This window comes from Bacillus sp. 03113 (assembly GCF_006546985.1).
Classification (GTDB): Bacteria; Bacillota; Bacilli; order Bacillales; family Cytobacillaceae; genus VATK01.
This window is the reverse complement of the sequence record NZ_VATK01000004.1, coordinates 112,778-139,153: the sequence shown is the minus strand read 5'-3', so window position 1 is coordinate 139,153 and position 26,376 is coordinate 112,778. Positions and strand designations below refer to the sequence as shown.

The following is a 26,376-nucleotide window of genomic DNA, read 5'->3' as shown; positions in this document are numbered from 1 at the left end:
ATAAATAAATTGAAAAATTTACCTAAGCTTAGCCTTGTCCTATATCTCAATATACTCATAGAATGGCAAATTAGACCATAAGAAAAAAGAAAGTCATCAAGCAATGGAAGGAGCCGCTTTCGTAATGAGTAAAAAAATATATGTTCGTTCCTTCTTTATCGTAGCGATAATCGTTATGGTTAGTTCTTTTTATTCCTTACCTTACTATGTATCGAAGCCAGGCATAGCAAAAGAGCTTCACCCTATTATTGAGGTGAAAAATGGTACTGAAGAGAAAGGGAGTTTTATGCTGACAACTGTCAGAATGGGAAAAGCAAATATTTATTCCTATTTGATAGCTAAATGGAGCAAGTTTCAAGAGCTTTATCCTGTAAACGCGATTAGAAGTAAGGATGAGACCGATAAGGAATATAATATTAGACAGCTGCAATTAATGTCATCATCCAAAACTGCTGCGATTGAAGTAGCTTATAAGAACGCTGGGCTGCCTTTTAAATATGAATATAAAGGTGTATATGTGTTAAATGTTATACCGAATATGCCAGCTGAAAATAAATTAGATGCTGCAGATCGTGTTTTCGAAATGGATGGAAAACCAATACAATCTTCAGATGATTTTCTAGAACTGATAAAAGAAAAGAAGGCTGGAGAACATGTTGCGCTTACTTATGAAAGAGAGAATAAAGTAAAAAACGTGGACCTCACATTAAAAGCTTTCCCTTCAGATAACAAAAAGGTTGGGGTAGGAATTGTCCTCGTTGATGATAAAAAAATATTGGTCGATCCAGAAGTGAAAATTCAGACTAGTAATATTGGCGGGCCTTCAGCAGGTTTTATGTTCTCGTTGGAAATATACAATCAGCTTGTTAAAGAAGATTTAACGAAAGGATATAAAATTGCAGGTACAGGTACCATTACCTCTGATGGAACAGTTGGGAGAATTGGAGGAATTGAACAGAAAATTGTTGCAGCTGATCGAGCAGGTGCCGATATTTTTCTAGCTCCAAATGAAAACGGCGCGAAGGATTCTAATTATGTTGCGGCTGTTAAAACAGCCAAGGAAATTGATTCAAAAATGAAGATTGTTCCAATCAATCAATTTGACGAGGCAATTCAATATTTAGAAGACTTAAAAATGAAAAATAAATAAGAAAAGCGGAAGCGCCTTGGTCAGCCCTGAAGAAAAATGTTCTAAAGGCTCAAAAAGTGTTTTTTACTTTTAGAGACATTAGGTTATTTTTCACAAGGGCTAGGCGCTAGAGCTAGACATGCAAGAAAAGCGGAAGCGCCTTGGTCAGCCCTGAAGAAAAATGTTCTAAAGGCTCAAAAAGTGTTTTTTACTTTTAGAGACATTAGGTTATTTTTCACAAGGGCTAGGCGCTAGAGCTAGACACCAGTCGGATTTCTAAAAACTTATACTTTCTTCACCAGTAAAAATGCTAGGCTTTCCTTAATAAATAAGGATGATGCCTAGCACATTTTTTTAAGTATTATTTGGAATAGGCGAAAGCATTATAGGCGGCTGCTTATATTCTTGTTCTAGCAAAGCCTGTCTATATGGATCTGAAATGCCAAATGAATAAATTCTTGAAGCTTTGATATCAAGATTTATTTGTGAATTTTTAAAAGAAGACAGCTTAGATACAATTGGTATTGTAAGTTGTTTCTTTCTTTTTTTTAAGTATTGCCTTCCTTGAGGAGTCATTCCTAATAGACGCAAATAGGTTGCAGTCTGAGTATTTTCTTTCATCTCTGTTTTAGAAGTATTAGTTAAAATATGGATACAAGCTCGTTGAAGCCGCGTCCAAGTATAACGTTTTGTTTTAATTAAAGTCATGAAATGGTGAAATGATTGTGCTTGAACGGCAGCTGTCATCATCCTATTTTCAATGCCTTCTTCGATTTCATAAATGTTTTTCAGTTCTGTTGCTGATGTATGTAATAATCGGTATTTTAAAAATGGCCAATAGTTTTCCCAATGGTGTAAAGCCCCAAATTGATCTTTATATTTTATTAATAAGTGATATGTGTAAGAAGGAATATAAGGTTTGACTTCAGAAAAACGCCTTTTTTCCTCCAACAAAACATTACGAATGCTTGTTGCGCTTGCGATAGAACTAGTTGAAAGCTGTTGATCATGAAATTGGGCAGTTCTTCTTTTCATTGTTAATAGCTGGATGTTTAACTTTTGGTCCGAAGCAGCCTTTATATATTGAAAGCCTAAAATATTATTTGGTTTCGTAAGATCAACAAATTGGTCCGATGAACATAATTCACGATAAGCCATCGAGGCAGCCTGGGGATAACTTACGCCTGTTTTTATAAACTCTTGTATCTTTAGCTGATATTCTTTATGATGATCTTGAAGAAAATCAAGAGTACAGAGGAAATTTTCTATTTCTCCGGATTCACTGCCAAAGCATAATGCATGGCATTGCAAAGCTGAAAGGATTGATACAGCACCTTGAGCAAAAGTGTCAGCCTTTTGGGTGGCATAAGCATATGGTAATTCAAAAACGAGATCAGCTCCACCGAGCAATGCCATTTCAGTTCTGCTCCATTTAGAAACAAGAGCAGGCTCTCCGCGTTGAAGAAAGGGGCCGCTCATCAGAGCAATCACAATTTCTGCATTAGATAATTTTCGAGCTTGTTCTATATGATAAACATGTCCATGGTGAAATGGATTGTATTCGACAATAATTCCTACTGCCTTCATAATAATCATCTCCTATAATATGTTCTGCTTCTGAAGTATGGAAAGAAGGTTTAGCGGATACAAATAAAGTGTAAACGGGTATTAACAGAACAAAATAATGCAGTATTTACTACGATAGAAAAAGAGAGTTTGTTTTTATATTACTGTAAAGAAAAAATATTGACAAATAAAGTTACTATAGATATAATTACTTTTGTTGCCTTGGGGTGATTCGTATGAAATGGACATTAGGTCAATTACAAAAATATCGAAGCAAGGATTTCCCTATTGATGAAATGGTTAATGTGGAAGAGATTAAGAAAGTAGATCCTTCTATTAGAGACGTTTCACCAATGCATGTTACAGGTTGGGCAGATATTGACTCAACCAAAGTGACTTTTCATTTAAAAATAAATGGTCAACTGGTTCTTCCTTGCTCTCGTACATTAGTTGATGTGGGTTTTCCAATCAATGTCGAAACAACTGAAACGTTCCTTTTAAAAGATTTCTCAAATGAAATCGAAGAGGATATTCATCAAGTAAAAGGTGACGTGATTGACATTATGCCAATCATTGAAGAAATCATCTTACTTGAAGTACCTATTCAAGTATTCTGTGAAGACAGCAGTGAGGAAGGAGCTCCACAGTCGGGGAAAGACTGGGAGGTTATCCGAGAGAAAACTGTAGAGGATAAAGTAGATCCTCGTCTCGCAGGACTTGCCAAATTTTTTGAAACAGATCATCATTCTTCCGAATAAATAATCGGCAGAAAAAAAAGAAGCACTTGAAGAATCCAGCATAATCTGGCCTTCATATCTTTCTTAATTCTCTTTAAGGAGGTGGGAAGAATGGCTGTACCTTTTAGAAGAACATCTAAAACTGCGAAAAGAAAACGCCGTACTCATTTTAAATTGCAAGTTCCTGGTATGGTAGAATGCCCAAACTGTGGTGAGCTAAAAATCACTCATCGCGTATGTAAAGCTTGCGGAACATACAAAGGAAAAGAAGTTGTTAAAAACTAATTTTTCTTTTTGATTAAAGCACAAGAACAAATGTTCTTGTGCTTTTGTCATGTTTGTAAGCAAAATTGTTTGCTTTTTCTTTATCTAGCTTTTATCCCTAAATTTAGGCGCCTGCCGACGTACAGGACGTACTAGTGCTGATGAAGACATATTGACGTGGCGTCTTTAATCTTCCGCTTTTCTTAATTGTCTAGCTCCAGAGCCTAGCCCTTGTGAAAAATAACCTACTGTCTCTAAAAGCAAAAAGCACTTTTTGATCCAGCAGAACATTTTTCTTCAGGGCTGTTCAAGGCGCTTCCACTTTTCTTTTGACATTCTATGTTTTCTAGTAGATGCATATGTATGAATAAAGAACTTTAGGAGGGGTTGCTATGTCATCAACACGCCAGGATGCTTGGTCTCAAGATGAAGATATTCTTCTTGCAGAAGTTGTACTCCGCTATATACGAGACGGTGGTACTCAGCTAGAAGCTTTTGAAAAAGTAGGAAAACAGCTTTCTAGAACAGCTGCTGCGTGCGGATTTCGCTGGAATTCATTTGTAAGAAAACAATATAAGTCTGGAATTGAACTAGCGAAAAAACAGCGGAAGCAAGAGAAGCAACAAGTAGCTTATTCTGTTAAAAAAGTCGAAGATGATTTGTTGGAAGAGTTAAAAGATTCTTCTCTTAATGAGAATAGAGATTTTGAAGAGGTAATCGCTTTTTTAAGAGAGATCTATCTAAAGGGCAAGAAAACATCAGTACAACAAAATAAAATAAGCCTTTATGATGAAAAGATCCACGATTTAGAAAAGAAAACCTTTTACCTTGCAGCTGAGAATGAAAAATTAAAAAAAGAATTGCGTATGATTGAGGAGGATTACAAAGCATTAATTGAAATAATGGAAAGAGCAAGGAAAATGGTTGTTTTAAAAGAAGAGGATAGACAACAAAAGATTAAATTTCAAATGGATAAAAACGGGAACTTGGAAAGAATTCAAAAATAGAAAAAATGGTGAATGATAACATAGAATATAAGCTGTTGTAGTCATTCACCTTATATATATTAAGAAATGTTCTTCATTTCATTTGCTGGATGCCAAATAAGAAGATTACTATTTGTAGATTTTGTTTCATCGGTGATAGAAGAAAAATTCAATTTCTCCCAAAAGTGATTTGAATTTAAGATAGGCTTTGTCACAATAGGCAAGTTAAAGCTTTTGGCGAAGCTTACTAAGGCCGTTCCATAGCCCTTTCCTTGATATTCGGCTAATACTTCAAGCTTTAATAGTTCCAAATACGTTTGGCTATTATTAAAATAGTAATCAAAATGGGTGTCTATAAAATATAAGCTCATTCTAGCTACTAGTTGGTTGCCAAAATAAATTCCGTAAAAGGGCGAATCGCTATTATTTTCAATAATATTAGCCTCTAAATCCTCTTGCATAGATAGCTCTTTTTGGCCGTATGCTTTAAATTTCTTGAATTGTGCTAATGTTTTATAATTTACTTTAAGCCTTTCAACAAAATATTCCATCTCCATCTTCCTTCCTCTTATTTAATTAATAATAATAAATTTAGGCAGATCGAATATTAAGACAAGGTTCAACGATGTATGCGCTTTCTTTACTATATTATATATCATAGTGTGATAAAATGCTGTATTTTCGTACAAAATCTCGATACACTTAACTTATATTTGTTTAGCGAATGATTTCGTTGGGTTAAGTAATAATATCCACTAAATTTGATTAGTGAATCTTTCCTCGCTATGGAATAAAGAAGATGCTGTTAATAATTACAAAAAAATGAAGGGGCAATATATGAAAATTGGTATAATTGGTGGAGGAGCTATTGGCTTGCTTTACGCTTTTAATTTAAGTTTTCAGCATGAAGTCTGTCTTTATGTCCGTACTAAGCAGCAAGCTAATATAATAGCATCAGAAGGAATTTTTTGTGAAAGAAATGGACAAAAGAAACAGCGATTTGTGAAGGTAGAAGAATTTAAGAAAACAGTGCTCGATGATGATTTTACGATTGTAACCGTTAAACAATATCAGCTTGAGAAATTGATTCCTCAACTTCATCAAGCAAAAACGATCCTATTTCTACAAAATGGAATGAGTCATTTAAAATGGTTAGATCATTTACTTGCGGAAAATATCTTTTTAGGAGTTTCAGAGCACGGCTCATTAAAAATCAATGATAATCACATCATACATACAGGAATTGGTATAACAAGAGTTGCTATATTTAAAGGGGAAATCACTCCTGATGTTAAACGATCCTTTATAAATAGTGTAGAAGACTTTCCGATCAAAATTGAATCGAATTATTACAATATGATGATCAAGAAATTAGTTGTGAACGTAATGATAAATCCTCTTACAGCTATTTTACAGATTCATAATGGAGAATTATTAACAAATCCGCATTTTAAAACTCTTTTTGATGCTCTATTTGCAGAAGTTCAAATGGTATTAAGCTTGAAGCATGAAGTAGATCTATATCCATATGTTATGGAGATTTGTAAAAGGACGGCTTTAAATAAATCATCAATGTTAAAGGACGTTGAGGAAGGAAGACCGACGGAGGTTGATGCCATTTTAGGTTATATCATTAAACAGGCAGAAGAGAGACAAATAAATGCTCCGATCATCAAATCTTTGTATCATTTAATCAAAGGGAAGGAGTTAGCAAAAAGGGGGATATAAAGTGTTATCAGTTCTGTCAGCTTTTGTAGCAACAATTGTAACGGTGCCCATACTTGGCTATTTATTCATTTTTATTGTTTGTAAGCAAGTGACAAAAAATCATCGCTTATCTGTAAAAGTTTCAGTTGATGCCACTACGATTCTATTTATTATTTCGGTACATTTTCTCATCGTAGCCATATGGAATAAATCCTTTTTATGGCTTATTATTTTATTTATGTTAACCATTGCGATTATAATGGTAATTATTCATTGGAAGGTTAAGCATGAAATTAATTTCCCTCAAGTATTTCGAGGGATTTGGAGGATTAACTTTATTGTTTTCTTTACCGCTTATGTGATTCTACTGTTTTATGGACTGATTTATCGTATTACAATCTTGCTTGCACAAACATAAGCAATGTATAAGCAAAGTTTTTTTCATTTAAGATTGTTCAATGATATACTTTTTTTAGTGAATCAGAATTTATATCTGAAGTTAGATTACTGTCTAGCTCCAGCACCCTATCGACTAGAAGTGCTTCCCTCACCTCGTCTACGATAAGTCAACATCGAATCGCTACGCTCTTCGTGTTTCCTTTATCTCACTCGATTCAGTCTAGCACTTTACGTCGATGACCAGGGGACTTGCGCTTTTCTTATTAAAATCGTCTTATAGAAAGGAAGTACATAGATGGAGATGGTGAGTCTCTCACTGCCGGCAACGAACCGGTTTGCTACAAATTATTTAGAACAAACCGCTGAAATACAGCGTTATTTTCATTATTCTTATCAAAAGCCTTCTGATTTTAAAAAGAGACTGCTTGAAATAAGGAACCGTTCGTTTATGCGAAATGAGCTTGCTGGTTTTATTGAACAGTATATGGCAAAATTCCCAACATCAAATGAGGTCACTAGCTCTATTAAGAAACTTACAAATGATGATTGTGTCGTCGTTATTGGAGGTCAGCAAGCGGGGATTTTAACAGGTCCGTTGTACACGATCCATAAAATTATCTCTATTATTCACTTGGCAAAACAAAAAGAAGATGAGTTAGGGATCCCTGTTGTCCCAGTATTTTGGATAGCTGGTGAAGATCATGATTATCAAGAAATAAATCATATTTATTTAGAAAAAAATCATAAAATGGAAAAGATCATTTACCCTGAAAAAATAATGGATAAGAAAATGTCCTCGGATATTCCATTAGATAAAGAAGTCTGTTTGGATTGGCTAAAAAATATTTTAGAGCACCTTGGTGAAACAGAATATACAAAGGATTTGCTAGCCTTTTTCCAATTAGCTATTCAACGCTCAACTTCATTTGTGGACTTTTTTGCTTACGTGATTATGGAGCTTTTTAAGGACCAAGGTTTATTAATAGTCGATTCAGGTGACCCTGAACTTCGCAGCTTGGAAAAAGAGATCCTTTTAAAACAAATAAAATCCTATCAAATCGTAACAGATTGTGTAAAGAAGCAACAAGCTGAATTAGGGAAAGATGGATTCGTAAATGTGATTGAGATTAGCGAACATGCCTGTAATCTTTTTTATTATGATGAAGTAGGTAAGGAGAGAGTTCTTCTTTTATTTGATAAAGATAAACAATCTTTTGTGGGGAAGAGTGGGAATATTGAATTTTCATTTGAGGATTTACTTTTTATAGCAGAAAATCATCCTGAAAAATTAAGCAATAATGTGGTAACCAGACCCATTACACAAGAATGGTTATTCCCAACCTTAGCTTTTATAGGAGGGCCAGGTGAAATTGCTTATTGGGCAGAATTGAAAAAAGCATTTGAAGCTATGGATATGAAGATGCCTCCGATTGTACCCCGATTAAATATAACCTTATTAGAACGCTCTATAGATACAGATTTGAATGAGCTAGATATATCCCTTGAACATGTACTCCGCTTAGGAGTCGGTAAGGAACTAGAACAGTTTTTGCGATCTGTCTCAAATAAACAAGTCGATGAGCTGTTAAAACAAGCAAAATCTGACCTCATGGAGCAGTACCAAATGATTGAGGAGCTGCTAATGAATGAAGATAGAGGAATTCTTCCGCTGCTTATGAAAAATAAATCTTTAATTGCTGGTCAAATTGATTTTATTAAAGGAAAAATAGAAGATTCAGTCAAACGAAAACATGAAGTGACCATGAACAAGTATAAAAGGGTTGAAAATTCATTAAAGCCAATCGGTTCTCCACAAGAAAGATTATGGAACTCCCTTTACTTTATGAATAAATATGGGATGCATTTTGTCCACGAACTTTTAAAGCTTGAGTATGCTTTTGATGGAAAGCATTATGTTGTTAAAATATGAACTGGAAAGAAACCTTACCTTTAAGCGGTAAGGTTTTTTGCTTTGTCTTTTGATACTGAAAATATTTTAATAAACTAAATTTTATTTTTTGGAAGGAATTTAGGTAATTTGAGAGAATTTTTAAATTCATGTGGAGGAAAGTGGGACATTGTGGTACATTGGTGTTAGGAAGTGGGGGAAGTCAGCATGTTCATGGGTGAATACCGTCATAACATTGATCAAAAGGGCCGTTTAATTGTGCCAGCTAAGTTTCGTGAAAACTTAGGTGATACTTTTATTCTTACACGCGGTTTAGATCAATGCTTATTTGGTTATCCGATGAACGAATGGAGCATGATAGAAGAAAAGCTAAAAACGCTTCCACTCACGAAAAAAGATGCGCGTGCTTTTACCCGATTCTTCTTTTCAGGGGCAACTGAATGCGAGATCGATAAGCAAGGCAGAATCAATATCGTCTCGCCATTGCAGCAATATGCAAAGCTTGATAAAGAATGCGTTATTTTAGGTGTATCGAATCGAATTGAAATTTGGAGCAAAGATCTTTGGGAAGAGTATTTTGCAGATTCAGAGGATTCTTTTGCTGAGATTGCAGAAAATATGATTGGATTTGATATTTAAAAATGAACTTGGTCATTAAAGTTAGAAAGGTGTACAAGCATGTTTAATCATACAACTGTGTTATTACATGAAGCGGTAGATGGCTTGAAAATCAATCCTGATGGCATTTATGTAGATTGTACTCTCGGTGGAGCGGGACATTCTGAATTGATTTTGTCAAAACTATCAGGAAATGGAAGATTATTTGCCTTTGATCAGGACGAAACGGCTATAGCAAATGCCAAGAGCCGATTATCTCAGTATCAAGATCAATTAACCATTATTAAAAGTAATTTTATTCATCTTAGGGAAGAGCTTGCTGAGCTTGGAATTCAAGAAGTAGATGGCGTTTTATATGATTTAGGTGTCTCCTCTCCTCAGCTTGATACTCCAGAAAGAGGATTTAGCTATCATCACGATGCCCCCCTTGATATGCGGATGGATTCAGATGCTGCGTTAAGTGCATATGATGTTGTCAATCATTGGAGCTATGAAGATTTGGTGAAAATATTTTATCGATATGGGGAAGAGAAATTCTCTAAACAAATTGCAAGGAAAATAGAAGCAGCAAGATCGGTTTCACCGATTGAAACAACTGGTCAGCTTGTTGAGTTAATTAAGGAAGCTATTCCTGCTCCTGCAAGGAGAAAGGGAGGGCATCCTGCAAAAAGAATTTTTCAATCCATCAGAATTGCGGTGAATGATGAATTAGGAGTTTTTGAAAAATCCCTTCAGCAAGCAATTGAAATAATAAAGCCTGGCGGTCGAATTAGTGTGATTACGTTTCATTCTCTAGAGGATCGAATTTGTAAATCAGTTTTTAAAAAAGAGAGTGAGATACCTAATTTGCCACATGGACTTCCAGTTATTCCAGAGGAATATCAACCAAAACTAAAGCTTATTACGAGAAAGCCTATCCTTCCTTCAGAAGTAGAGCTGGAACAAAATAACCGTGCTAGATCAGCAAAATTAAGAATAGCAGAAAAACAGTGAACTTGTTTAAGCAAGGTGAAACTTTGGGGAAACAGGTGGATACTCTACTCTACCTAATTGGAAAATCCCACCTCCGCTTTGATTAGAGGTGGGGATCTTAACCCTTTAAAATAAAAAATAGAATAACAGGAGGGACCTGTATGAGTAACTTAGCCAATAAAATTCAACAAGTTCAGCACGAACAGCAACAGACTATTATTTCACCTAAGCGAAAGAAATCACAAAAATCGTGGCTGTCTCCTGGAGAAAAAATATTAGGAATGCTATTCTGTGTTTTGGTCTTTGTGGGAGCTATTCATATTATTTCTAATCAATCTGCCATTTATGAAGTCAATAAAGATATTAAAAATATGAGCTCAAGTATTCAGGAACAGAAAAAAACAAATGAAGATTTAACTACGCAAGTAAGTGATTTAAGCAATTATGATCGTGTTCGAAAGATTGCAGAGAAACTAGGGCTTACGTTAGATGAAAATAATGTTAAGGTAGTGCAAAGATAATGATTCGAAAACAGCCAAATATCAATTATGGAGCAGCGATATTATTTGTAATATTTTGCCTGCTCTTTTTTGTCTTAGTTTATCGCTTTGTTTCCATACAAGCTACAGGAGAAGCTGCAGGGAAAGTATTAGCAGCAAAGGCAGAAAAAAAATACTTGCAACAAAATAAGATCGAAGCAAAACGTGGAACGATTTACGATCGAAATGGAGAAGTCATTGCTGAGGATACAAGTTCATTTAGACTGATTGCGATTTTAGACAAAAAAATGACGACGAATCCTAAAAAGCCGCAGCATGTTGTAGATCCTCAAGAAACGGCTGAAAAGCTTTCGAAGTATATTGAGATGGATCAATCGGATATTTATAACCGTTTAAAGAAAAAAGAAGCATTCCAAGTAGAGTTTGGGAGTGCAGGAAAAGATTTATCTACCGAAACGATGAAGAAAATCGAAGCGTTAAAGCTTCCTGGAATCACTTTTATTCGAGAGGCAAAGCGCTATTATCCGAATGGGGTTTTTGCATCGCATTTGGTCGGCTATGTTGACAATCAAGAGGAAGATCGTCCCAAAACAAAAGTAAGTGGAAAGCTTGGCATTGAACAGGAGTTAAATAAAGAATTAACAGGAAAAGATGGAACAGTACAATTTGAAAAGGATTTATGGGGCTATATTCTTCCAGACAGTAAAGAAAAAATAAAGCCAGCCCAAAATGGAGATAAAGTTTTCTTAACGATTGATAAAAAAATTCAAACCTTTTTAGAGGATTCATTAAATAAAGCAGCTAAGGAATATTCTCCAGCAAAAATGATCGCTATCGTAGCTGATCCGAAAACTGGCGCGATATTGGCCATGGCTCAAAGACCAACCTTCGACCCGGATACAAAAAAAGGCATTAATCAAACGTGGCATAATTTAGCGATAGAGGATTCCTATGAGCCAGGTTCAACAATGAAGGTGTTCACTTTAGCTGCAGCTGTAAATGAGGGGGTATTTAACCCAACTGAAACATACCAGTCAGGAAGTTATCAGGTTACAAAAAATTCCAAGTCTATTCATGATCACAATTACGTCGGCTGGGATACGATCAGTTATTTAGAAGGGTTGCAGCGATCATCAAATGTGGCCTTTTCAAAAATAGCCAATGAAAAATTAGGATTCGAGAGATTCCGTGATTATTTAACGAGATTTGGTTTTGATCGGCCTACAGGCATTGATTTACCAAGAGAAACAGCTGGGAAAATTGCCTTTCAATATCCAATTGAAAAGATCACAACAGCCTACGGTCAAGGGACAGCAATAACACCTATTGAACAAATTCAAGCTGTATCAGCCATTGCTAATGAAGGAAAAATGGTTAAACCTTATGTGATCGATAAAATCCTTGATTCAAATACAGGGGATGTCATTAAGGAAACGAAACCAGAAGTAACGGGAACCCCTATTTCTGCTGAGACAGCAAAAACAGTAAGAGATTATTTAGAAACTGTCATTACTTCACCAAAAGGAACAGGGTATGAAAAATATAATATTGATGGCTACTCTGTTGCAGGGAAAACAGGAACAGCATCAATCCCTAATCCAAAAGGTGGTGGATATTTGGATGGTCCTACGAATTATGTGTTTTCATTTCTGGGAATGGCTCCGAAGGATGATCCACAACTAGTGATGTATGTTGCCGTTCAACAGCCAAAGTTTGAAGGACATTATGGACTAGGTGCCATTCCTGTATCCAATATTTTCAAGACTGTCATGAAAAATAGCCTTCAATACTTAAATATTAAACCAGTCATGGAAAAAGCGTTAACGAAGAATACAATCCCAAACGTATCGGGTCTTTCTGTTCAAGATGCTGAAGCAGAGCTATCAAAATTAGGTTTTCAAGTAAGTGTTATTGGAAATGGAGGAAACATCATAAGTCAGCAGCCAAAGGTCGATGAGATTGCTCTTCAAGGAGAAAAAGTCGTCCTGAAAACGGATGGCGATTCAACTGCACCAAATATGATTGGCTGGTCGTTAAGAGATGTGATGAAGGTTGCAAAGGTTACAAATATGAAACTAAATACGGTTGGCAGCGGTTATGCAGTGAAGCAAAATGTAGATGAAGGGGCTAAACTCACGGAAGGCGACTTCTTAATCGTAGAATTCAAAAGTCCTCTTGATCAGTTACAGGAAGCTTCTAATAAAGATAAAAAAGATAAAGAAGATAAAAAAGAAAATCAAAACGAAAATAAAAAAGAAGAGGAAAACCATCCTGTAAAAGATTAGTTGTGTTTTTTAAGGTAGACTGATGTCTAGCTTCAGCGCTTAGCCCTTGTGAAAAATAACCTTTTGCCTCTAAAAGTAAAAAGCGCTTTTTGAGTCAAAAGAACATTTTTCTTCAGGGCTGATCAAAGCGCCTCTGACGTACAGGAAGTACTAGTGCCGATGTTGCCACAGAACGTGGCGCTCTTAATCGGCCGCTTTTCTGGTCTATCTATTAGGGTACAAGCATATATTTGAACGAGCCATTACGTAAAAAGGAGGTTCGTTCGTATATGCGTGTTTCTCATGCGATGATTAGAAAACGGCTTACGATTGCGTTGTTAGCGGGAATATTTATTTTTTTGATTATTGTTTTACGATTGGGCTATGTCCAATTTTTTTTAGGAGATAAATTGTCCGAAGGGGCTAAGCTTTTGTGGGGAAGAGAAATTCCGTTTGAACCGAAAAGAGGAGAAATTGTAGATCGGAATGGCGTACCATTAGCAACGAATGTCAGTGCTCCTACCGTTTATGCAGTTCCAAGGCAAATAAAGAATCCAGAAGAAGCGGCTAGTAAGCTTGCATCTGTTTTAGATATGTCAAAAGATAAAGCTTATACATTGTTAACAAAAAAGGAAATGAACGTGAAAATTCCTGAGGGAAGAAAAATTTCTCATGAGAAGGCAAAAGAAGTAAGGGCTTTAGACATTGAAGGTATATATATTGGCGAAGACTCAAAAAGATCCTACCCATTTGGAAATTATCTGGCACATGTTCTCGGGTTTGCAGGAATTGATAATCAAGGCTTAACGGGACTCGAGCTTGAGTATGACAAAGAGCTTAAAGGGAAGAAAGGATCGGTGCAATATTATGCAAACGCTAAAGGTGGTCGATTGACTGACATGGCTGACGACTATCTTGCACCTGTAAATGGACTTGATTTAAAGCTAACCATTGATACAAAAATCCAAACGATCATAGAAAGAGAATTAGACAATGCGGAGGCAGCCTATAGCCCAGATGGCATGATCGCGATTGCCATGAATCCAAATACGGGAGAAGTATTAGGGATGTCTAGCAGACCGGGCTTTGACCCGGCGAACTTTCGTAACGTGTCTCCCGAAATTTATAATAGAAACCTCCCCATTTGGAGTGCATATGAGCCGGGATCAACCTTTAAAATCATTACTCTGGCTGCGGCATTAGAAGAAGGGAAAGTAAATTTAAAGGGAGATCATTTTTACGACCCTGGCTATATCAATGTTGGCGGTGCTAGACTGCGTTGCTGGAAAAGAGGGGGGCACGGCTCTCAATCGTTTCTGCAGGTGGTTCAAAATTCTTGCAACCCAGGCTTTGTTGCACTAGGTCAAAAACTAGGTAAAGAAACATTATTTAAATATATAAAAGATTTTGGATTTGGAGAGAAAACTGGGATTGATCTTCAAGGAGAAGGAAAAGGGATATTGTTCAATCTTGATCGAGTTGGACCAGTAGAACAAGCAACAACGGCATTTGGGCAGGGGGTAGCTGTAACTCCGATTCAACAGGTGGCTGCCATATCAGCTGCAGTTAATGGCGGAACCTTGTATACGCCTTATGTGGCTGAAGAATTGATCAATCCTGATACTGGTGAAATTGTTATGAAAAAAACGCCAGTTGCAAAAAGAAAAGTCATTTCGAAAGAGACTTCTGAACAAATTCGAATGGCACTAGAGAGTGTTGTTGCTCAAGGGACTGGTGTAAATGCATTTGTTGATGGGTATCGAGTTGGCGGAAAGACCGGAACAGCTCAAAAAGCAAAGAATGGAAGATATTTAGAAAATAATCATATTGTATCCTTTATTGGCTTTGCTCCAGCTGATGATCCTCAAATTGTCGTTTATGTAGCGGTTGATAATCCTAAGGGCACGGTTCAATTTGGAGGAAGGGTCGCAGCGCCAATTGTTGGGAATATCATCGGTGATAGTCTTCGGACAATGGGAGTAAAACCTAGAAAGGATCAAATTGAAAAGAAGCGAAGCTGGAATGACACGCCGATGATTGAGGTTCCAGACCTTGTTGGAATAACGAAAAGGGAACTTGGAGAACTAATGGTTAACTTGAGGATCGATGCAAGCGGCAGCGGTGATATGGTAATAAAGCAATCTCCAGAGCCTGGGGTAAAGCTAAAGCAAGGTTCAACAATCAGACTTTATTTTGCAAATAACACGGAAGAAATGGCTAAAAATCCATAGATATTTTTTGAAACCAAATGGCTAATATAGACATTATCATGTAAAATAGATACGCTATGTTTTTTAAAAGGTAAGCGTATAAGTTGTTGGTGTCTAGCTCCGACGTACAGGATGTACAAGTACCGACGTTGCCACAGGACGTGGCGCCTTTAGTCGGCCGCTTTTCGAATTTCCTTTAGGCAAGGATAATTTATGGTTTAACGGTGACAAGCATAGTCTTTAGACATGCCTGTCACCTTATCTATGAGAGGAATGGAAAAAATGAGATTACATACATTGCTTTATCATTTACAGCCCTATATAAAGCCAGATATTGGAGATGTTGAGATTACATCCGTTGAAAACGATAATCGGAAGGTTCAAAAGGGAAGCCTATTTATTTGTATTAAAGGCTATACAGTTGATGGACATGATTTTGCAGAAGCAGCATGTAATCAAGGGGCAGCAGCTGTGATTGCAGAACGAAGCTTGTCACTTGACGTGCCAGTATTCATTGTAAAGGATACAAAAAGGGCTCTTGCCATATTGGCAGACGCCTTCTATCATCATCCAAGTCAACAGATGCATTTAATTGGGGTGACAGGAACGAATGGCAAAACGACAACCACCCACATTATTGAAAAAATTTTATCTGAAGCAGGTCAAAATACAGGTTTAATTGGTACGATGTATACAAAAATAGCAGGGCAACAATTTGAAACAAAAAACACAACACCAGAAAGCTTAACCCTGCAAAAAACGTTTAGTCAAATGCTTGATCATCAAGTGGATTCAGCTGTTATGGAGGTTTCTTCACATGCATTAGTAGAAGGACGAGTTCAAGGCTGTGATTTCAATGTAGCTGTCTTTACAAATTTAACCCAAGACCATCTTGACTACCATCACACGATGGAAGAATATCGAAATGCAAAAGGATTACTATTTTCCCAGTTGGGTAATGTCTTTGTAGAAGGAAAGCCCAAATATTCAATCTTAAATGGAGATGATCAAGCAAGTAAAGAGTACATAAAGATGACTGCATCACATGTCCTCACGTATGGAATCGATCATGATGCTGATTTTCTAGCGCATAATATTCGTATGTCAGCTTCCGGTACAGATTTTGGCCTAGTTAGTCCTTTTGGGAATTATCAACTTTCAATCGGTTTAATTGGGAAATTTAGCATCTATAATGTGCTAGCCAGCATTGCTGCTTCTGTTGTATCTGGAGTCAAAATGGAACAGGTAATTTCCTCTATAGAAACCATAAAAGGGGTAGCTGGACGTTTTGAAACGGTCGATGCGGGACAAAATTTTTCCGTTATCGTTGATTATTCTCATACACCGGATAGCTTGGAAAATGCCTTAACGACTGTCCAGCAATTTGCAAAAAAACGAATATTTGTCGTAGTGGGTTGTGGAGGAGATCGCGATCGATCAAAGCGGCCTAAAATGGCTAAAATTGCTTGTGATCATGCTACAGACCCAATTTTTACGTCAGATAACCCGCGCAGTGAAGATCCAGAAGCGATTATTCACGAAATGGAAGAAGGGGTTAAAGGGAAGTCTTATGTTACAATAACAGATAGAAAAAAAGCTATTTTTTATGCTGTTCAGCAGGCGAATGAAGGTGATGTTATTTTAATTGCAGGAAAAGGGCATGAGACTTATCAGCAAATCGGTAAGGAGATTCATTATTTTGATGATCGTGTTGTAGCTAAAGAGGCAATCGAGGAGAATGAAAATGGGATTCATTTATAAAGAGGTTGTCGATTTTTTTCAGCATACGAAAGGAATTAAGGATCCCGGGCTGGAATTCCAAACAGTTTCTGCTTTTGCACATATTCATCAAAATAAAGGGCTTTTTGTCCCTGTGTATAAAGATTCTGGAGAATTAATGAAAGCGATTGAAAATGGCGCTTTGGCCGCTGTATGGAAGGAAGGAGAGTCAATTCCTTCATATACGCCAAATGATTTTCCGATTCTTTATTCGAATGATCTATTGAAAGGCATTGAATATATGATTACAAATTTACAAGAAAAAGCAGATTGGATTTTTTTTGAAGCAAGAAAATTAAACGATATTTGGATGAAAAAGGATGTATCAGAAATGATAGTAGCATTGCAGCAAGAGATAGACGTACGTGGAAAGGAAGGCACGAAATAAAATGATGGAGCAAGTGATTTTTTTCACCATTATTGTTGGATTTTTGATTACCGTTTTATTATCACCTGTCTTTATTCCTTTCTTAAGAAGATTAAAATTTGGACAAAGTATTCGTGAGGAAGGACCAAAATCACACCAGAAAAAGTCTGGAACACCAACAATGGGAGGATTGGTTATCCTTTTATCAATCGTGGTGACAACGTTAGTGATGACGGGAAAATATGCGGAACCTACAGTTAAAACCTATTTATTATTATTTGTTACACTTGGATTTGGTTTATTAGGATTTTTAGATGATTTTATCAAAATTGTATTGAAAAGGAATCTGGGATTAACGTCTAAACAAAAAATGGCCGGACAAATTATTATTTCCATCATTTTTTATATTATTTTAAGACAAAATGAATTCTCAACGACAATCAGTCTTCCTTTAACAAATATTTCTTTTGATTTAGGCTGGTTTTTTGTTGTCTTTATTATCTTCTGGTTAGTGGGCTTCTCTAACGCAGTCAATTTAACAGATGGCTTAGATGGGCTTGTTTCTGGTACAGCAGCGATCGCTTTTGGTGCTTTTGCTATTCTTGCTTGGTATCAATCTCAATTTGAAATAGCGATATTTTCCGTTGCAGTTGTCGGAGCAGTACTGGGATTTCTTGTTTTTAACGCACATCCAGCAAAGGTGTTTATGGGTGACACTGGCTCATTGGCTCTTGGTGGAGCTATTGCAACGATTGCTATTTTAACAAAGCTTGAAATACTGCTTATTATGATCGGTGGAGTGTTTGTCATTGAAACCTTGTCGGTTATTTTACAGGTGATTTCATTCAAAACTACAGGGAAAAGAATATTTCGGATGAGCCCCCTTCATCATCACTATGAACTTGCAGGGTGGTCTGAATGGAGAGTTGTTGTAACATTTTGGAGTGTCGGTTTATTATTTGCGATTCTAGGAATCTATATCGAGGTGTGGTTGTAATTGAAACAAATCAATAAGTATCTTCATAAGAAAATATTAGTTTTAGGTTTAGCTAAAAGCGGAATTAGTGCAGCAGCATTATTGCATAAACTAGGGGCTTTTGTAACGGTGAATGATAAAAAGCCGTTATCGGAAAATCCAGAGGCACAAGGCTTGCTTGAACAAGGGATTACGGTCATTTGTGGAGATCATCCAATCGAGCTTTTAGATGAAGGCTTTCAATTGATTGTAAAAAATCCAGGGATTCCTTATTACAATCCAATGATTTTAGAAGCAATAAAAAAAGGGATTCCTATTATCACTGAAGTAGAGCTTGCTTATGAAATTTCAGAGGCGCCTTTTATCGGAATAACAGGATCAAACGGTAAAACGACTACAACGACGTTACTATTTGAAATGCTTCAAAAAGGAAGAAAATCTCCTTTGATTGCAGGAAATATCGGAACAGTTGCATCCAATGTAGCTCAAAAAGCCACTTTCGAAAATACGATCGTCATTGAGCTTTCTTCATTTCAATTGATGGGGATTCAAACCTTTGCGCCGAAAATCGCGATTATCACAAATATTTATGATGCTCATTTGGATTATCATGGTACCCGAGAAGAGTATGTAAAAGCAAAGGCTGGAATAACGAAAAATCAATCAGAGAATGATTATTTAATCGTAAATGCAGATCAAGAGGATGTCATTTCTATCGCTCAACATAGCCGTGCTCAAATGATTCCTTTTTCGACAAAAAGAGTACTCGATCGTGGAGCGTATGTACAAGATGGATGGGTAATGTTTAATGGAGAAAAGATAATGGAAGCAAAGGATATTAGCTTACCAGGGGCGCACAACCTTGAGAATGTGTTAGCAAGTGTTGCAGCAGCTAAGCTTTCAGGGGTAGAACATTCAGCAATGAAACAAGTGCTAACAACTTTTCATGGGGTCAAACATAGATTGCAGTTCGTTGCAGAAATTGAAGGTCGTAAATTTTATAATGATTCAAAAGCTACAAATATCTTAGCTACAACAAATGCCCTTGCAGCCTTTACTAAGCCAACCATTCTTTTAGCAGGCGGTTTAGATCGAGGCAATGAATTTGATGCACTTGTCCCGGCCTTTAAACATGTAAAAGCATTGATTACGTTTGGAGAAACGGCCTATAAATTAGAAAAGGCTGCTAAGCTTGCGGGAATAAAAAACATTCTTCATGTCGATAATGTTGAAAAAGCAGTCCCTCAAGCCTATCAGCTTTCAGATTCAGGTGATGTAATACTTTTATCTCCTGCATGTGCAAGCTGGGATCAATATAAATCTTTTGAGGTAAGAGGAGACATTTTTATGGATGCGGTGCATAAGCTTAAATAGAGCTTGTCTCTAAAAGAGAGGTATAATAGATTCAACATTCATCTCTTTTGCAAGCTCTAATTTGCTGCAATAGAGGTGTATGTTCGTGCAGACAAAAAAAACGACTCCAGATTATATTTTATTATTGACTACATTTACGCTGCTTACCATTGGGCTAATTATGGTTTATAGTGCAAGTGCTGTCTGGGCGGAGTATAAATTTAATGATTCTTTTTTCTTTGCAAAAAGACAGATTCTTTTTGCAGGAGTTGGAATTGTTGCGATGTTCGTTATCATGAATATTGATTATTGGACGTTTAAGAAGTGGTCAAAGGTTATCATAATCATCTGTTTTGTTCTCTTAATCCTTGTTTTAATCCCAGGAATAGGGAATGTCCGAAATGGTTCAAGAAGCTGGATTGGAGTTGGGGCTTTTTCCATTCAGCCTTCCGAGTTTATGAAGCTTGCGATGATAGCTTTTTTAGCGAAGTTCCTTTCTGAAAAGCAAAAGGATATTCCTTCTTTTAAAAAAGGGTTATTGCCATCCTTAGGAATTGTTTTTCTAGCTTTTGGGATGATTATGCTTCAGCCGGATTTAGGTACTGGAACGGTGATGGTAGGCACGAGCATTGTCATGATTTTTATAGCAGGGGCGCGTATTAGTCACTTTATTTGGTTAGGTCTGCTTGGGCTAGGAGGCTTTATCGGGTTAGTATTATCAGCTCCATATCGTATTAAACGAATTACATCCTTTTTAGACCCTTGGGAAGATCCGTTAGGCAGTGGTTTTCAAATCATCCAATCTCTTTACGCGATTGGACCTGGCGGTTTATTTGGATTAGGTCTTGGACAAAGCAGACAAAAATTCTTTTATTTGCCAGAGCCGCAAACAGATTTTATTTTTGCTATATTGTCAGAGGAGCTTGGATTTATCGGTGGTTCTTTTATCCTGCTTCTCTTCTCTCTATTACTGTGGAGAGGAATTCGCGTTGCTCTAGGAGCCCCAGACCTTTATGGAAGCTTTTTAGCAGTTGGAATTGTTGCGATGGTTTCTATCCAAGTGATGATTAATATTGGAGTTGTGACGCAGCTTATGCCAGTGACTGGTATTACCTTGCCATTTTTAAGCTATGGTGGTTCATCCTTAACTCTAATGCTCATGGCAATAGGTGTTTTGTTAAATATAAGTCGCCACTCAAGGTATTAGATCCTATACTTACAAGCACAACTAAAAACAATGAACAAGTGTGCGACCAAACAGATGTGTCAGGAGCTCGAATTAAGAAAAGTCTGATGCTTCTTCGGTCGCTCTCTCTATTTATCCAGCATTAACAGGCAGTGACCCTGCTAATTGAAGTTTCACTTTAATACAAAAAACAGGCTTGTCAATAGAATTTAGATTAAATAGCATGAATAAGATTAAAGTTGAATCGCATTCATTACATTTTGTTAACAATCTAGTAATCATGTCTTAAAAATAATAAGACTATAGTAGAATAGGGGAGCACTTTTAAAAGCAGTTCTCTTGTACACGATCAATAATGAGGTGGAAAGATGAAGGTTGTCGTAAGTGGTGGAGGAACTGGGGGACATATATATCCAGCCTTAGCTTTAATTCGTGAAATTCAAAAGAAATCAAAAGATACAGAATTTTTATATATAGGAACAAATGCAGGACTTGAGAGTAAAATTGTTCCGAGAGAAAACATTGCTTTTAAGTCCATTCATATAACAGGTTTTAAAAGAAAGCTCTCAGTTGAAAATATAAAAACTGTGCTTCGCTTCATACGTGGAGTTCGTGATAGTAAAAGAATTTTAAAAGAATTTAACGCAGATATCGTGATTGGTACTGGTGGATATGTATGTGGTCCAGTTGTGTATGCAGCTTCTAAGCTTGGTATTCCAACTATTATTCATGAACAAAATAGTGTGCCTGGTTTAACGAATAAATTCTTAAGCAAGTATGTAGATCGTATTGCTATTTGCTTTGAAGAAGCAAAGCAATTCTTCCCGGCATCAAAAGTCGTCTTAACTGGGAATCCAAGAGCTTCTGAGGTTCAAAATCAAGATGGAGTCAAAGGCAGACTTTCAGCTGGTTTAAAATTAAAGAAAAAAACAGTGCTAATTGTTGGCGGGAGCCGTGGTGCAAGACCTATTAATGATGCAGTTATTAAATCATTAGTGGAATTTGGTCAAAAGCCTTATCAGGTTTTATACGTTACGGGAGAAGTGCATTATGAGATGGTTCAAAAAGAGGTCCAAATCATTGGAAATCCAGATAATGTTTTGATTAAACCATTTATTCATAATATGCCTGAAGTTCTCGCTGGAGTTGACCTTGTTGTGGCGCGAGCTGGAGCAACAACGCTTGCTGAACTTACTTCTTTAGGAGTTCCAAGTATTCTTATTCCAAGTCCTTATGTGACAAATAATCACCAAGAAAAAAATGCTAGGGCTCTTAGTGACCATGGGGCTGCAATTTTGATAAAAGAACAAGATTTGACAGAGGATCGATTCGTTCGTGAAATTGATCAAATATTACTCAATGAATCTAAACTTGAAAGCATGAAGAAAAAGGCAATCGAGCTGGGTATACCGGATGCAGCTTTAAAGCTTTTTCATTTAATGGAAGAGGTGTCAAATAAAAGCTAGTTGCCAAGAATGAGAGAGTTACATAACATGAAACCAACCCACACTTTTGAGGTGGAAAGGAAGGTCAAGTATTTTAATATGAATGAATTATTATCGGAATTAAGAGAATTAAATGTTGGTGTTGTGAAGATCGATGAGCCTTTATCGCATCATACGACGATCAAAATAGGTGGTCCTGCTGATGTATTTATCATTCCTTCTTCTATTGAACAGCTTGAAAAAACGATGAACGTGATAAGAAAATATAAAGTCAATTGGAGAGTTATAGGCAGAGGCTCTAATTTGCTTGTTTCAGATAATGGGATTGAAGGAGTTGTCATTAAGCTAGGCACAGGACTTGATCATATGACGATTGGTGAATCAAAGGTACAAGTTGGTGCTGGTTATTCATTAGTGCGTTTAGCCATGACAATAAGTCGAAAAGGATTGTCAGGATTAGAATTTGCAAGTGGGATTCCTGGTTCAGTCGGTGGTGCTGTTTATATGAATGCAGGTGCGCATGGATCGGATATTTCAAACATTTTAGAAAAGGCTTACGTATTATTTGAAGATGGAACAATGGAATGGCTAACAAATGAACAAATGGAGTTTTCCTATCGTACTTCTTGTTTACAGAAAAAACGTCCAGGGGTCGTGGTTGAAGCGGTCTTTCAATTGTCTGAAGGGGATAAGGAAAGTATTGTTCAGGAAATGCAAAAAAACAAAGATTATCGAAAAGAAACACAACCTTACCATTATCCTTGTGCCGGAAGTATATTTAGAAATCCATTGCCTTTTTATGCTGGGCAGCTAATTGAAGAATGCCAGTTAAAAGGATATATCATTGGTGGAGCTAAAATATCTGAAATGCATGGCAACTTTATCGTCAATAATGGGAATGCTAAGGCAGCGGATGTTTTAGAGCTGATTCAATTCGTAAAAGATACCATTTATCGACAGAAACAAATAAAAATGGAAACTGAAGTAGAAATTATTGGCCGGAAGTAGCAGGGAATTTTCCTTACTTCTCCAAATTTTTATGGTATAATTACACATTATTAACCAAACCGTAATATTTTTATTAACAAAAAGCATGATTGTGATATAGTGATTAATTTTACTATTTCTGCCTTCTTGAGAGGTGAATTAAATGGAGAAGGGGAAAATTGTTTCAATTGAAGATAGGATACCGAAGCTTAAGCAGCAAAGAAGAAGAAAAGCAAACAGGCGTCTCATCACGCTTTTATTTTTATTTTTTTCATTAATTGTTGGTGTGATTTATTTTCAGTCTCCTTTAAGCCGTGTAAAACAAATAGTCGTTCAAGGCAATGAGGTATATCCACCTGAAAAAATTATTGAAATAAGCAAGATTAATAAGAAAACTAATATTTGGAAAATAAATGAAGGGAATATTGAACAAAGATTAAAAAAACTTCCTGAAATGAAGTCCATAGAGATTAAAAAGAAATGGCCTAATACAGTCATCATTAATGTTACAGAATTTAGAAAAATGGCATATGTAATTAAAGAAAAGCATTACATGCCTGTATTAGAAAATGGGAATATTTTAACCGAAGAAAAAATCAGTGCGGTACCTGTGAATGCTCCTATACTATTTAATTTTTCCGAGGGCTCCTATACAAAAGAAATGATTAATGCATTAAAAAAATTACCTGTTGAAATAGCTAACTCTATATCTGAAATTCACTATGCTCCTAAAAAAACAGATGCTTATCATATCACACTTTTTATGAATGATGGGTATGAGGTCAGCGCAACAATCAGAAGCTTTTCTGAAAAAATGTCTTTATATCCTTCCATCGTTAGTCAGTTAGATCCGAAGGAAAAGGGAGTTATTGACCTAGAGGTAGGTTCTTATTTTAAAGCATATGCGAATGATGAAACAAAAAAGGATGAAGAAGATCGTGAAGAGTAGCTATATCATCTTCTTCTTTATTTTCCTTTTGCTCGGTTATATGATTGCCTTTTCGTATCAAGAGGTAAAACAAACGAAGAAAAACACAACGATGTCAAATAGCCAATATGAAAGAGACTTAATCTTACGCAATGAATTAATAGATCAAGAACAACACAACCTAGAGTTACAAAAGGAACTGAAAAAGAAGCAGGATCAAGTATTCAAAAATGAAAAAGAACTTTCAAATGAGGCACATGCATATTCTAAGCTTGTTGAGGAAGCTGAGCGATATAGAATGTACTTAGGAAAGGTTAAGGTTAAAGGAGAAGGGATTCAAGTTACATTGGAGGATGGAAACTATAACCCTGAAAAAAACGCAAATCAATATATTGTTCACGAGCAGCATGTTTTTAAAGTAGTTAATGAATTATATATTTCAGGGGCAGCTGCAGTTGCTATAAATGGGCAAAGATTGTCTCACAGCTCTTATATATTATGCAACGGTCCTGTAATTGAGATTGATGGCTTTATGCACCCAGCTCCATTTGTCATTACTGCTATTGGAGATGCAAATGTCCTATCTTCTGCTATAAATATCCCAGGAGGGATTAAAGACTCCATAGTAAACGACAATATTCAATTTACTGTTGAGAAAAAAGATGAAATCGTTCTTAATCCTTTGTTAGCAAATTAATTTATTGATAAGGTTCCTTTTTGGAGATGCTATGTTAAATAACCTTGTTGATTATTGAATCATTCGTGGGAAACTTGTTCCCCACGAATGATTCAATAATCGCTTTTATCAACAGTACTCTTTAACAAAGCCTTTGGAGAAAATTCATTTTAAGGTAAATTGGACGAGTTCTTAACGAGTGTCGATTAACTTTGAGTTCAGAATAAGGTGAAGTACGTGAATCAAAAAAATATTAGCATGATGTTCATTCTATTAATCATTGGCTTTATGTTAGCCATCCAGTACAAAACAGTAAAGGAACCAGAGGTAAGAGATACTCGAGATAGTTGGGAACTTAGGGAAGCGTTAACAAAGGAAAAAGAACGTCAAATGAAACTAATAAATGAAATTAGCTCTACTGAAGAAAAACTTGCCCAATATGATACGAAGCGTGCACAAAGTAAAGAGCAGGCATTAGCCGATACATTAGAGGAATTAAAAGTAGAGGCGGGCTTAAAAGATATACATGGACCTGGAATTATATTATCGATTCAATCAGCTGATGAAGAGCAGTTAATGGGGCAATCGATCATTCAAGTCTCACCTGATTTGTTAAAGAGACTTGTTAATGAATTAAACCTCTATGGTGCAAAAGAAATCTCTATTGAAAATCTACGATATATAAATACAACTGTTATCCGAGATATAAACAATGAAACAAAAATGAATGGGCATTCACTTAATAAGCTTCCTTTGGAAGTAAAGGTCATAACAGACACAATTGAAGCAGCGGAAAAGCTGCAAAAACAGATGCAGGTATCAAAATCAGCTGATGAATTTTTTATGGAGAATTTAAGGATATCAGTGTCCGCACCTTTATTAGAATTAACGATTCCAGCTTTCCAGGACTCTATTCGAATACGAAATATGAAGCCAGTGGAACTAGACAAAGGAGGAAAATCATAATGTGGCTTCCTCTATTAGGATTGGTCGTTGGAGTTGTTTTAGGAACACTAACCGAGATAAAAATTCCGGAAGATTATGCGAATTATTTTTCCATTGCGATTTTGGCTGCTTTCGATACGCTTTTCGGTGGCATTAGAGCAAAGCTTCAAAATATATATGAAGAAAAAGTGTTTGTTTCTGGTTTCTTTTTTAATATATTATTAGCTGCAAGTTTAGCTTTTCTAGGCGTCCATCTTGGTGTAGACTTGTATTTAGCGGCAGTGTTTGCCTTTGGAGTAAGGCTTTTTCAAAATATTGCAGTTATCAGAAGAATCCTCCTTACGAAATGGACAAGCAGCCGAGAAAAAAATAAAGAAAAAATTAACTCATAAAAAAGGGAATAAATTAATTTTGACGAATAATTTTAAAATAATCTAAAAATATCAATATTATTTATTTCTCTAAAAAGAAGA

At 36.2% G+C, this 26,376-nt stretch carries 25 protein-coding genes; 23 read left to right on the top strand and 2 right to left on the bottom strand.

From position 1 onward, the window contains the following. The first annotated feature begins 124 nt into the window (after nucleotides 1–124). A complete protein-coding gene (locus tag FDO66_RS04860) occupies nucleotides 125–1,150 on the top strand; it encodes a SepM family pheromone-processing serine protease (protein WP_141431299.1) in 1,026 nt (341 codons plus the stop codon). Nucleotides 1,151–1,483: 333 nt separating this feature from the next. On the opposite strand, the gene FDO66_RS04855 is transcribed toward FDO66_RS04860, so the two are convergent. After that, the gene (locus tag FDO66_RS04855) at nucleotides 1,484–2,716 is read right to left on the bottom strand and encodes a nucleotidyltransferase (protein ID WP_141431298.1); all 1,233 of its coding nucleotides are present in this window, start codon (nucleotides 2,714–2,716) and stop codon (nucleotides 1,484–1,486) included. Between the two features lie 215 nt (nucleotides 2,717–2,931). On the opposite strand from FDO66_RS04855, the gene FDO66_RS04850 reads away from it, so the two are divergent. The 3 genes from FDO66_RS04850 to FDO66_RS04840 all read left to right on the top strand — a co-directional run bounded on the left by FDO66_RS04850 (nucleotide 2,932) and on the right by FDO66_RS04840 (nucleotide 4,703). Continuing rightward, complete coding sequence (locus tag FDO66_RS04850; RefSeq protein ID WP_141431297.1) at nucleotides 2,932–3,453, top strand: YceD family protein; 522 nt, start codon at nucleotides 2,932–2,934, stop codon at nucleotides 3,451–3,453. Between the two features lie 90 nt (nucleotides 3,454–3,543). Continuing rightward, complete coding sequence (gene rpmF / locus FDO66_RS04845) at nucleotides 3,544–3,717, top strand: 50S ribosomal protein L32 (protein WP_141431296.1); 174 nt, start codon at nucleotides 3,544–3,546, stop codon at nucleotides 3,715–3,717. Nucleotides 3,718–4,088: 371 nt separating this feature from the next. Further along, complete coding sequence (locus tag FDO66_RS04840; protein WP_141431295.1) at nucleotides 4,089–4,703, top strand: RsfA family transcriptional regulator; 615 nt, start codon at nucleotides 4,089–4,091, stop codon at nucleotides 4,701–4,703. A 59-nt stretch (nucleotides 4,704–4,762) separates the two neighbouring features. Here the strand turns inward: FDO66_RS04840 and FDO66_RS04835 are convergent, their stop codons facing one another. Next, nucleotides 4,763–5,233, bottom strand: a complete 471-nt coding sequence (locus FDO66_RS04835) for an N-acetyltransferase (RefSeq protein ID WP_141431400.1) — start codon at nucleotides 5,231–5,233, stop codon at nucleotides 4,763–4,765. Between the two features lie 286 nt (nucleotides 5,234–5,519). On the opposite strand from FDO66_RS04835, the gene FDO66_RS04830 reads away from it, so the two are divergent. The 19 genes from FDO66_RS04830 (at nucleotide 5,520) to FDO66_RS04740 (ending at nucleotide 26,295) form a co-directional block, all read left to right on the top strand. Continuing rightward, nucleotides 5,520–6,410 (top strand): 2-dehydropantoate 2-reductase, encoded by an 891-nt coding sequence (locus tag FDO66_RS04830; RefSeq protein WP_181444448.1) that lies wholly within the window; start codon nucleotides 5,520–5,522, stop codon nucleotides 6,408–6,410. A gap of 1 nt (nucleotide 6,411) precedes the next feature. Beyond that, a complete protein-coding gene (locus FDO66_RS04825; RefSeq protein ID WP_141431293.1) occupies nucleotides 6,412–6,807 on the top strand; it encodes a DUF3397 domain-containing protein in 396 nt (131 codons plus the stop codon). A gap of 276 nt (nucleotides 6,808–7,083) precedes the next feature. Then, nucleotides 7,084–8,718, top strand: a complete 1,635-nt coding sequence (gene bshC / locus FDO66_RS04820) for a bacillithiol biosynthesis cysteine-adding enzyme BshC (protein WP_141431292.1) — start codon at nucleotides 7,084–7,086, stop codon at nucleotides 8,716–8,718. 186 nt (nucleotides 8,719–8,904) lie between these two features. After that, nucleotides 8,905–9,336, top strand: a complete 432-nt coding sequence (gene mraZ / locus FDO66_RS04815; RefSeq protein ID WP_141431291.1) for a division/cell wall cluster transcriptional repressor MraZ — start codon at nucleotides 8,905–8,907, stop codon at nucleotides 9,334–9,336. A 39-nt stretch (nucleotides 9,337–9,375) separates the two neighbouring features. Then, nucleotides 9,376–10,308, top strand: a complete 933-nt coding sequence (gene rsmH, locus FDO66_RS04810) for a 16S rRNA (cytosine(1402)-N(4))-methyltransferase RsmH (RefSeq protein WP_141431290.1) — start codon at nucleotides 9,376–9,378, stop codon at nucleotides 10,306–10,308. Nucleotides 10,309–10,448: 140 nt separating this feature from the next. Then, the gene (gene ftsL, locus FDO66_RS04805; protein ID WP_141431289.1) at nucleotides 10,449–10,808 is read left to right on the top strand and encodes a cell division protein FtsL; all 360 of its coding nucleotides are present in this window, start codon (nucleotides 10,449–10,451) and stop codon (nucleotides 10,806–10,808) included. Continuing rightward, a complete protein-coding gene (locus FDO66_RS04800) occupies nucleotides 10,808–13,072 on the top strand; it encodes a penicillin-binding protein (protein ID WP_141431288.1) in 2,265 nt (754 codons plus the stop codon). Before ftsL ends, FDO66_RS04800 begins: the two co-directional genes overlap by 1 nt. A 269-nt stretch (nucleotides 13,073–13,341) precedes the next feature. After that, nucleotides 13,342–15,282 (top strand): stage V sporulation protein D, encoded by a 1,941-nt coding sequence (locus FDO66_RS04795; protein WP_141431287.1) that lies wholly within the window; start codon nucleotides 13,342–13,344, stop codon nucleotides 15,280–15,282. A gap of 261 nt (nucleotides 15,283–15,543) precedes the next feature. Further along, nucleotides 15,544–17,022: a UDP-N-acetylmuramoyl-L-alanyl-D-glutamate--2,6-diaminopimelate ligase gene (locus FDO66_RS04790; protein WP_141431286.1), complete on the top strand. Its 1,479-nt coding sequence runs from the start codon at nucleotides 15,544–15,546 to the stop codon at nucleotides 17,020–17,022. Continuing rightward, nucleotides 17,006–17,428 (top strand): hypothetical protein, encoded by a 423-nt coding sequence (locus FDO66_RS04785; RefSeq protein ID WP_141431285.1) that lies wholly within the window; start codon nucleotides 17,006–17,008, stop codon nucleotides 17,426–17,428. Before FDO66_RS04790 ends, FDO66_RS04785 begins: the two co-directional genes overlap by 17 nt. A gap of 1 nt (nucleotide 17,429) precedes the next feature. After that, entirely contained in the window at nucleotides 17,430–18,404 is a 975-nt protein-coding gene (gene mraY, locus FDO66_RS04780) for a phospho-N-acetylmuramoyl-pentapeptide-transferase (protein WP_141431399.1), read from the top strand. After that, nucleotides 18,405–19,757: a UDP-N-acetylmuramoyl-L-alanine--D-glutamate ligase gene (gene murD, locus FDO66_RS04775; protein ID WP_141431284.1), complete on the top strand. Its 1,353-nt coding sequence runs from the start codon at nucleotides 18,405–18,407 to the stop codon at nucleotides 19,755–19,757. Between the two features lie 85 nt (nucleotides 19,758–19,842). Next, a complete protein-coding gene (gene spoVE, locus FDO66_RS04770) occupies nucleotides 19,843–20,943 on the top strand; it encodes a stage V sporulation protein E (protein WP_141431283.1) in 1,101 nt (366 codons plus the stop codon). Between the two features lie 347 nt (nucleotides 20,944–21,290). Next, complete coding sequence (gene murG, locus FDO66_RS04765) at nucleotides 21,291–22,388, top strand: undecaprenyldiphospho-muramoylpentapeptide beta-N-acetylglucosaminyltransferase (protein WP_141431282.1); 1,098 nt, start codon at nucleotides 21,291–21,293, stop codon at nucleotides 22,386–22,388. 78 nt (nucleotides 22,389–22,466) lie between these two features. Then, nucleotides 22,467–23,375, top strand: coding sequence for a UDP-N-acetylmuramate dehydrogenase (gene murB / locus FDO66_RS04760; RefSeq protein WP_141431281.1), 909 nt, complete (start codon nucleotides 22,467–22,469; stop codon nucleotides 23,373–23,375). Between the two features lie 142 nt (nucleotides 23,376–23,517). After that, nucleotides 23,518–24,303 carry a cell division protein FtsQ/DivIB gene (locus FDO66_RS04755; protein ID WP_141431280.1) on the top strand — a complete coding sequence of 262 codons (786 nt, stop codon included), beginning with the start codon at nucleotides 23,518–23,520 and terminating at the stop codon, nucleotides 24,301–24,303. Next, the gene (locus tag FDO66_RS04750; protein WP_395939747.1) at nucleotides 24,281–24,979 is read left to right on the top strand and encodes a DUF881 domain-containing protein; all 699 of its coding nucleotides are present in this window, start codon (nucleotides 24,281–24,283) and stop codon (nucleotides 24,977–24,979) included. Before FDO66_RS04755 ends, FDO66_RS04750 begins: the two co-directional genes overlap by 23 nt. Before the next feature lie 216 nt (nucleotides 24,980–25,195). Then, nucleotides 25,196–25,924, top strand: coding sequence for a DUF881 domain-containing protein (locus FDO66_RS04745; protein ID WP_395939746.1), 729 nt, complete (start codon nucleotides 25,196–25,198; stop codon nucleotides 25,922–25,924). Then, nucleotides 25,924–26,295 (top strand): small basic family protein, encoded by a 372-nt coding sequence (locus FDO66_RS04740; protein ID WP_141431279.1) that lies wholly within the window; start codon nucleotides 25,924–25,926, stop codon nucleotides 26,293–26,295. The genes FDO66_RS04745 and FDO66_RS04740 overlap by 1 nt, the downstream gene beginning before the upstream one ends. Nucleotides 26,296–26,376 lie beyond the last annotated feature (81 nt).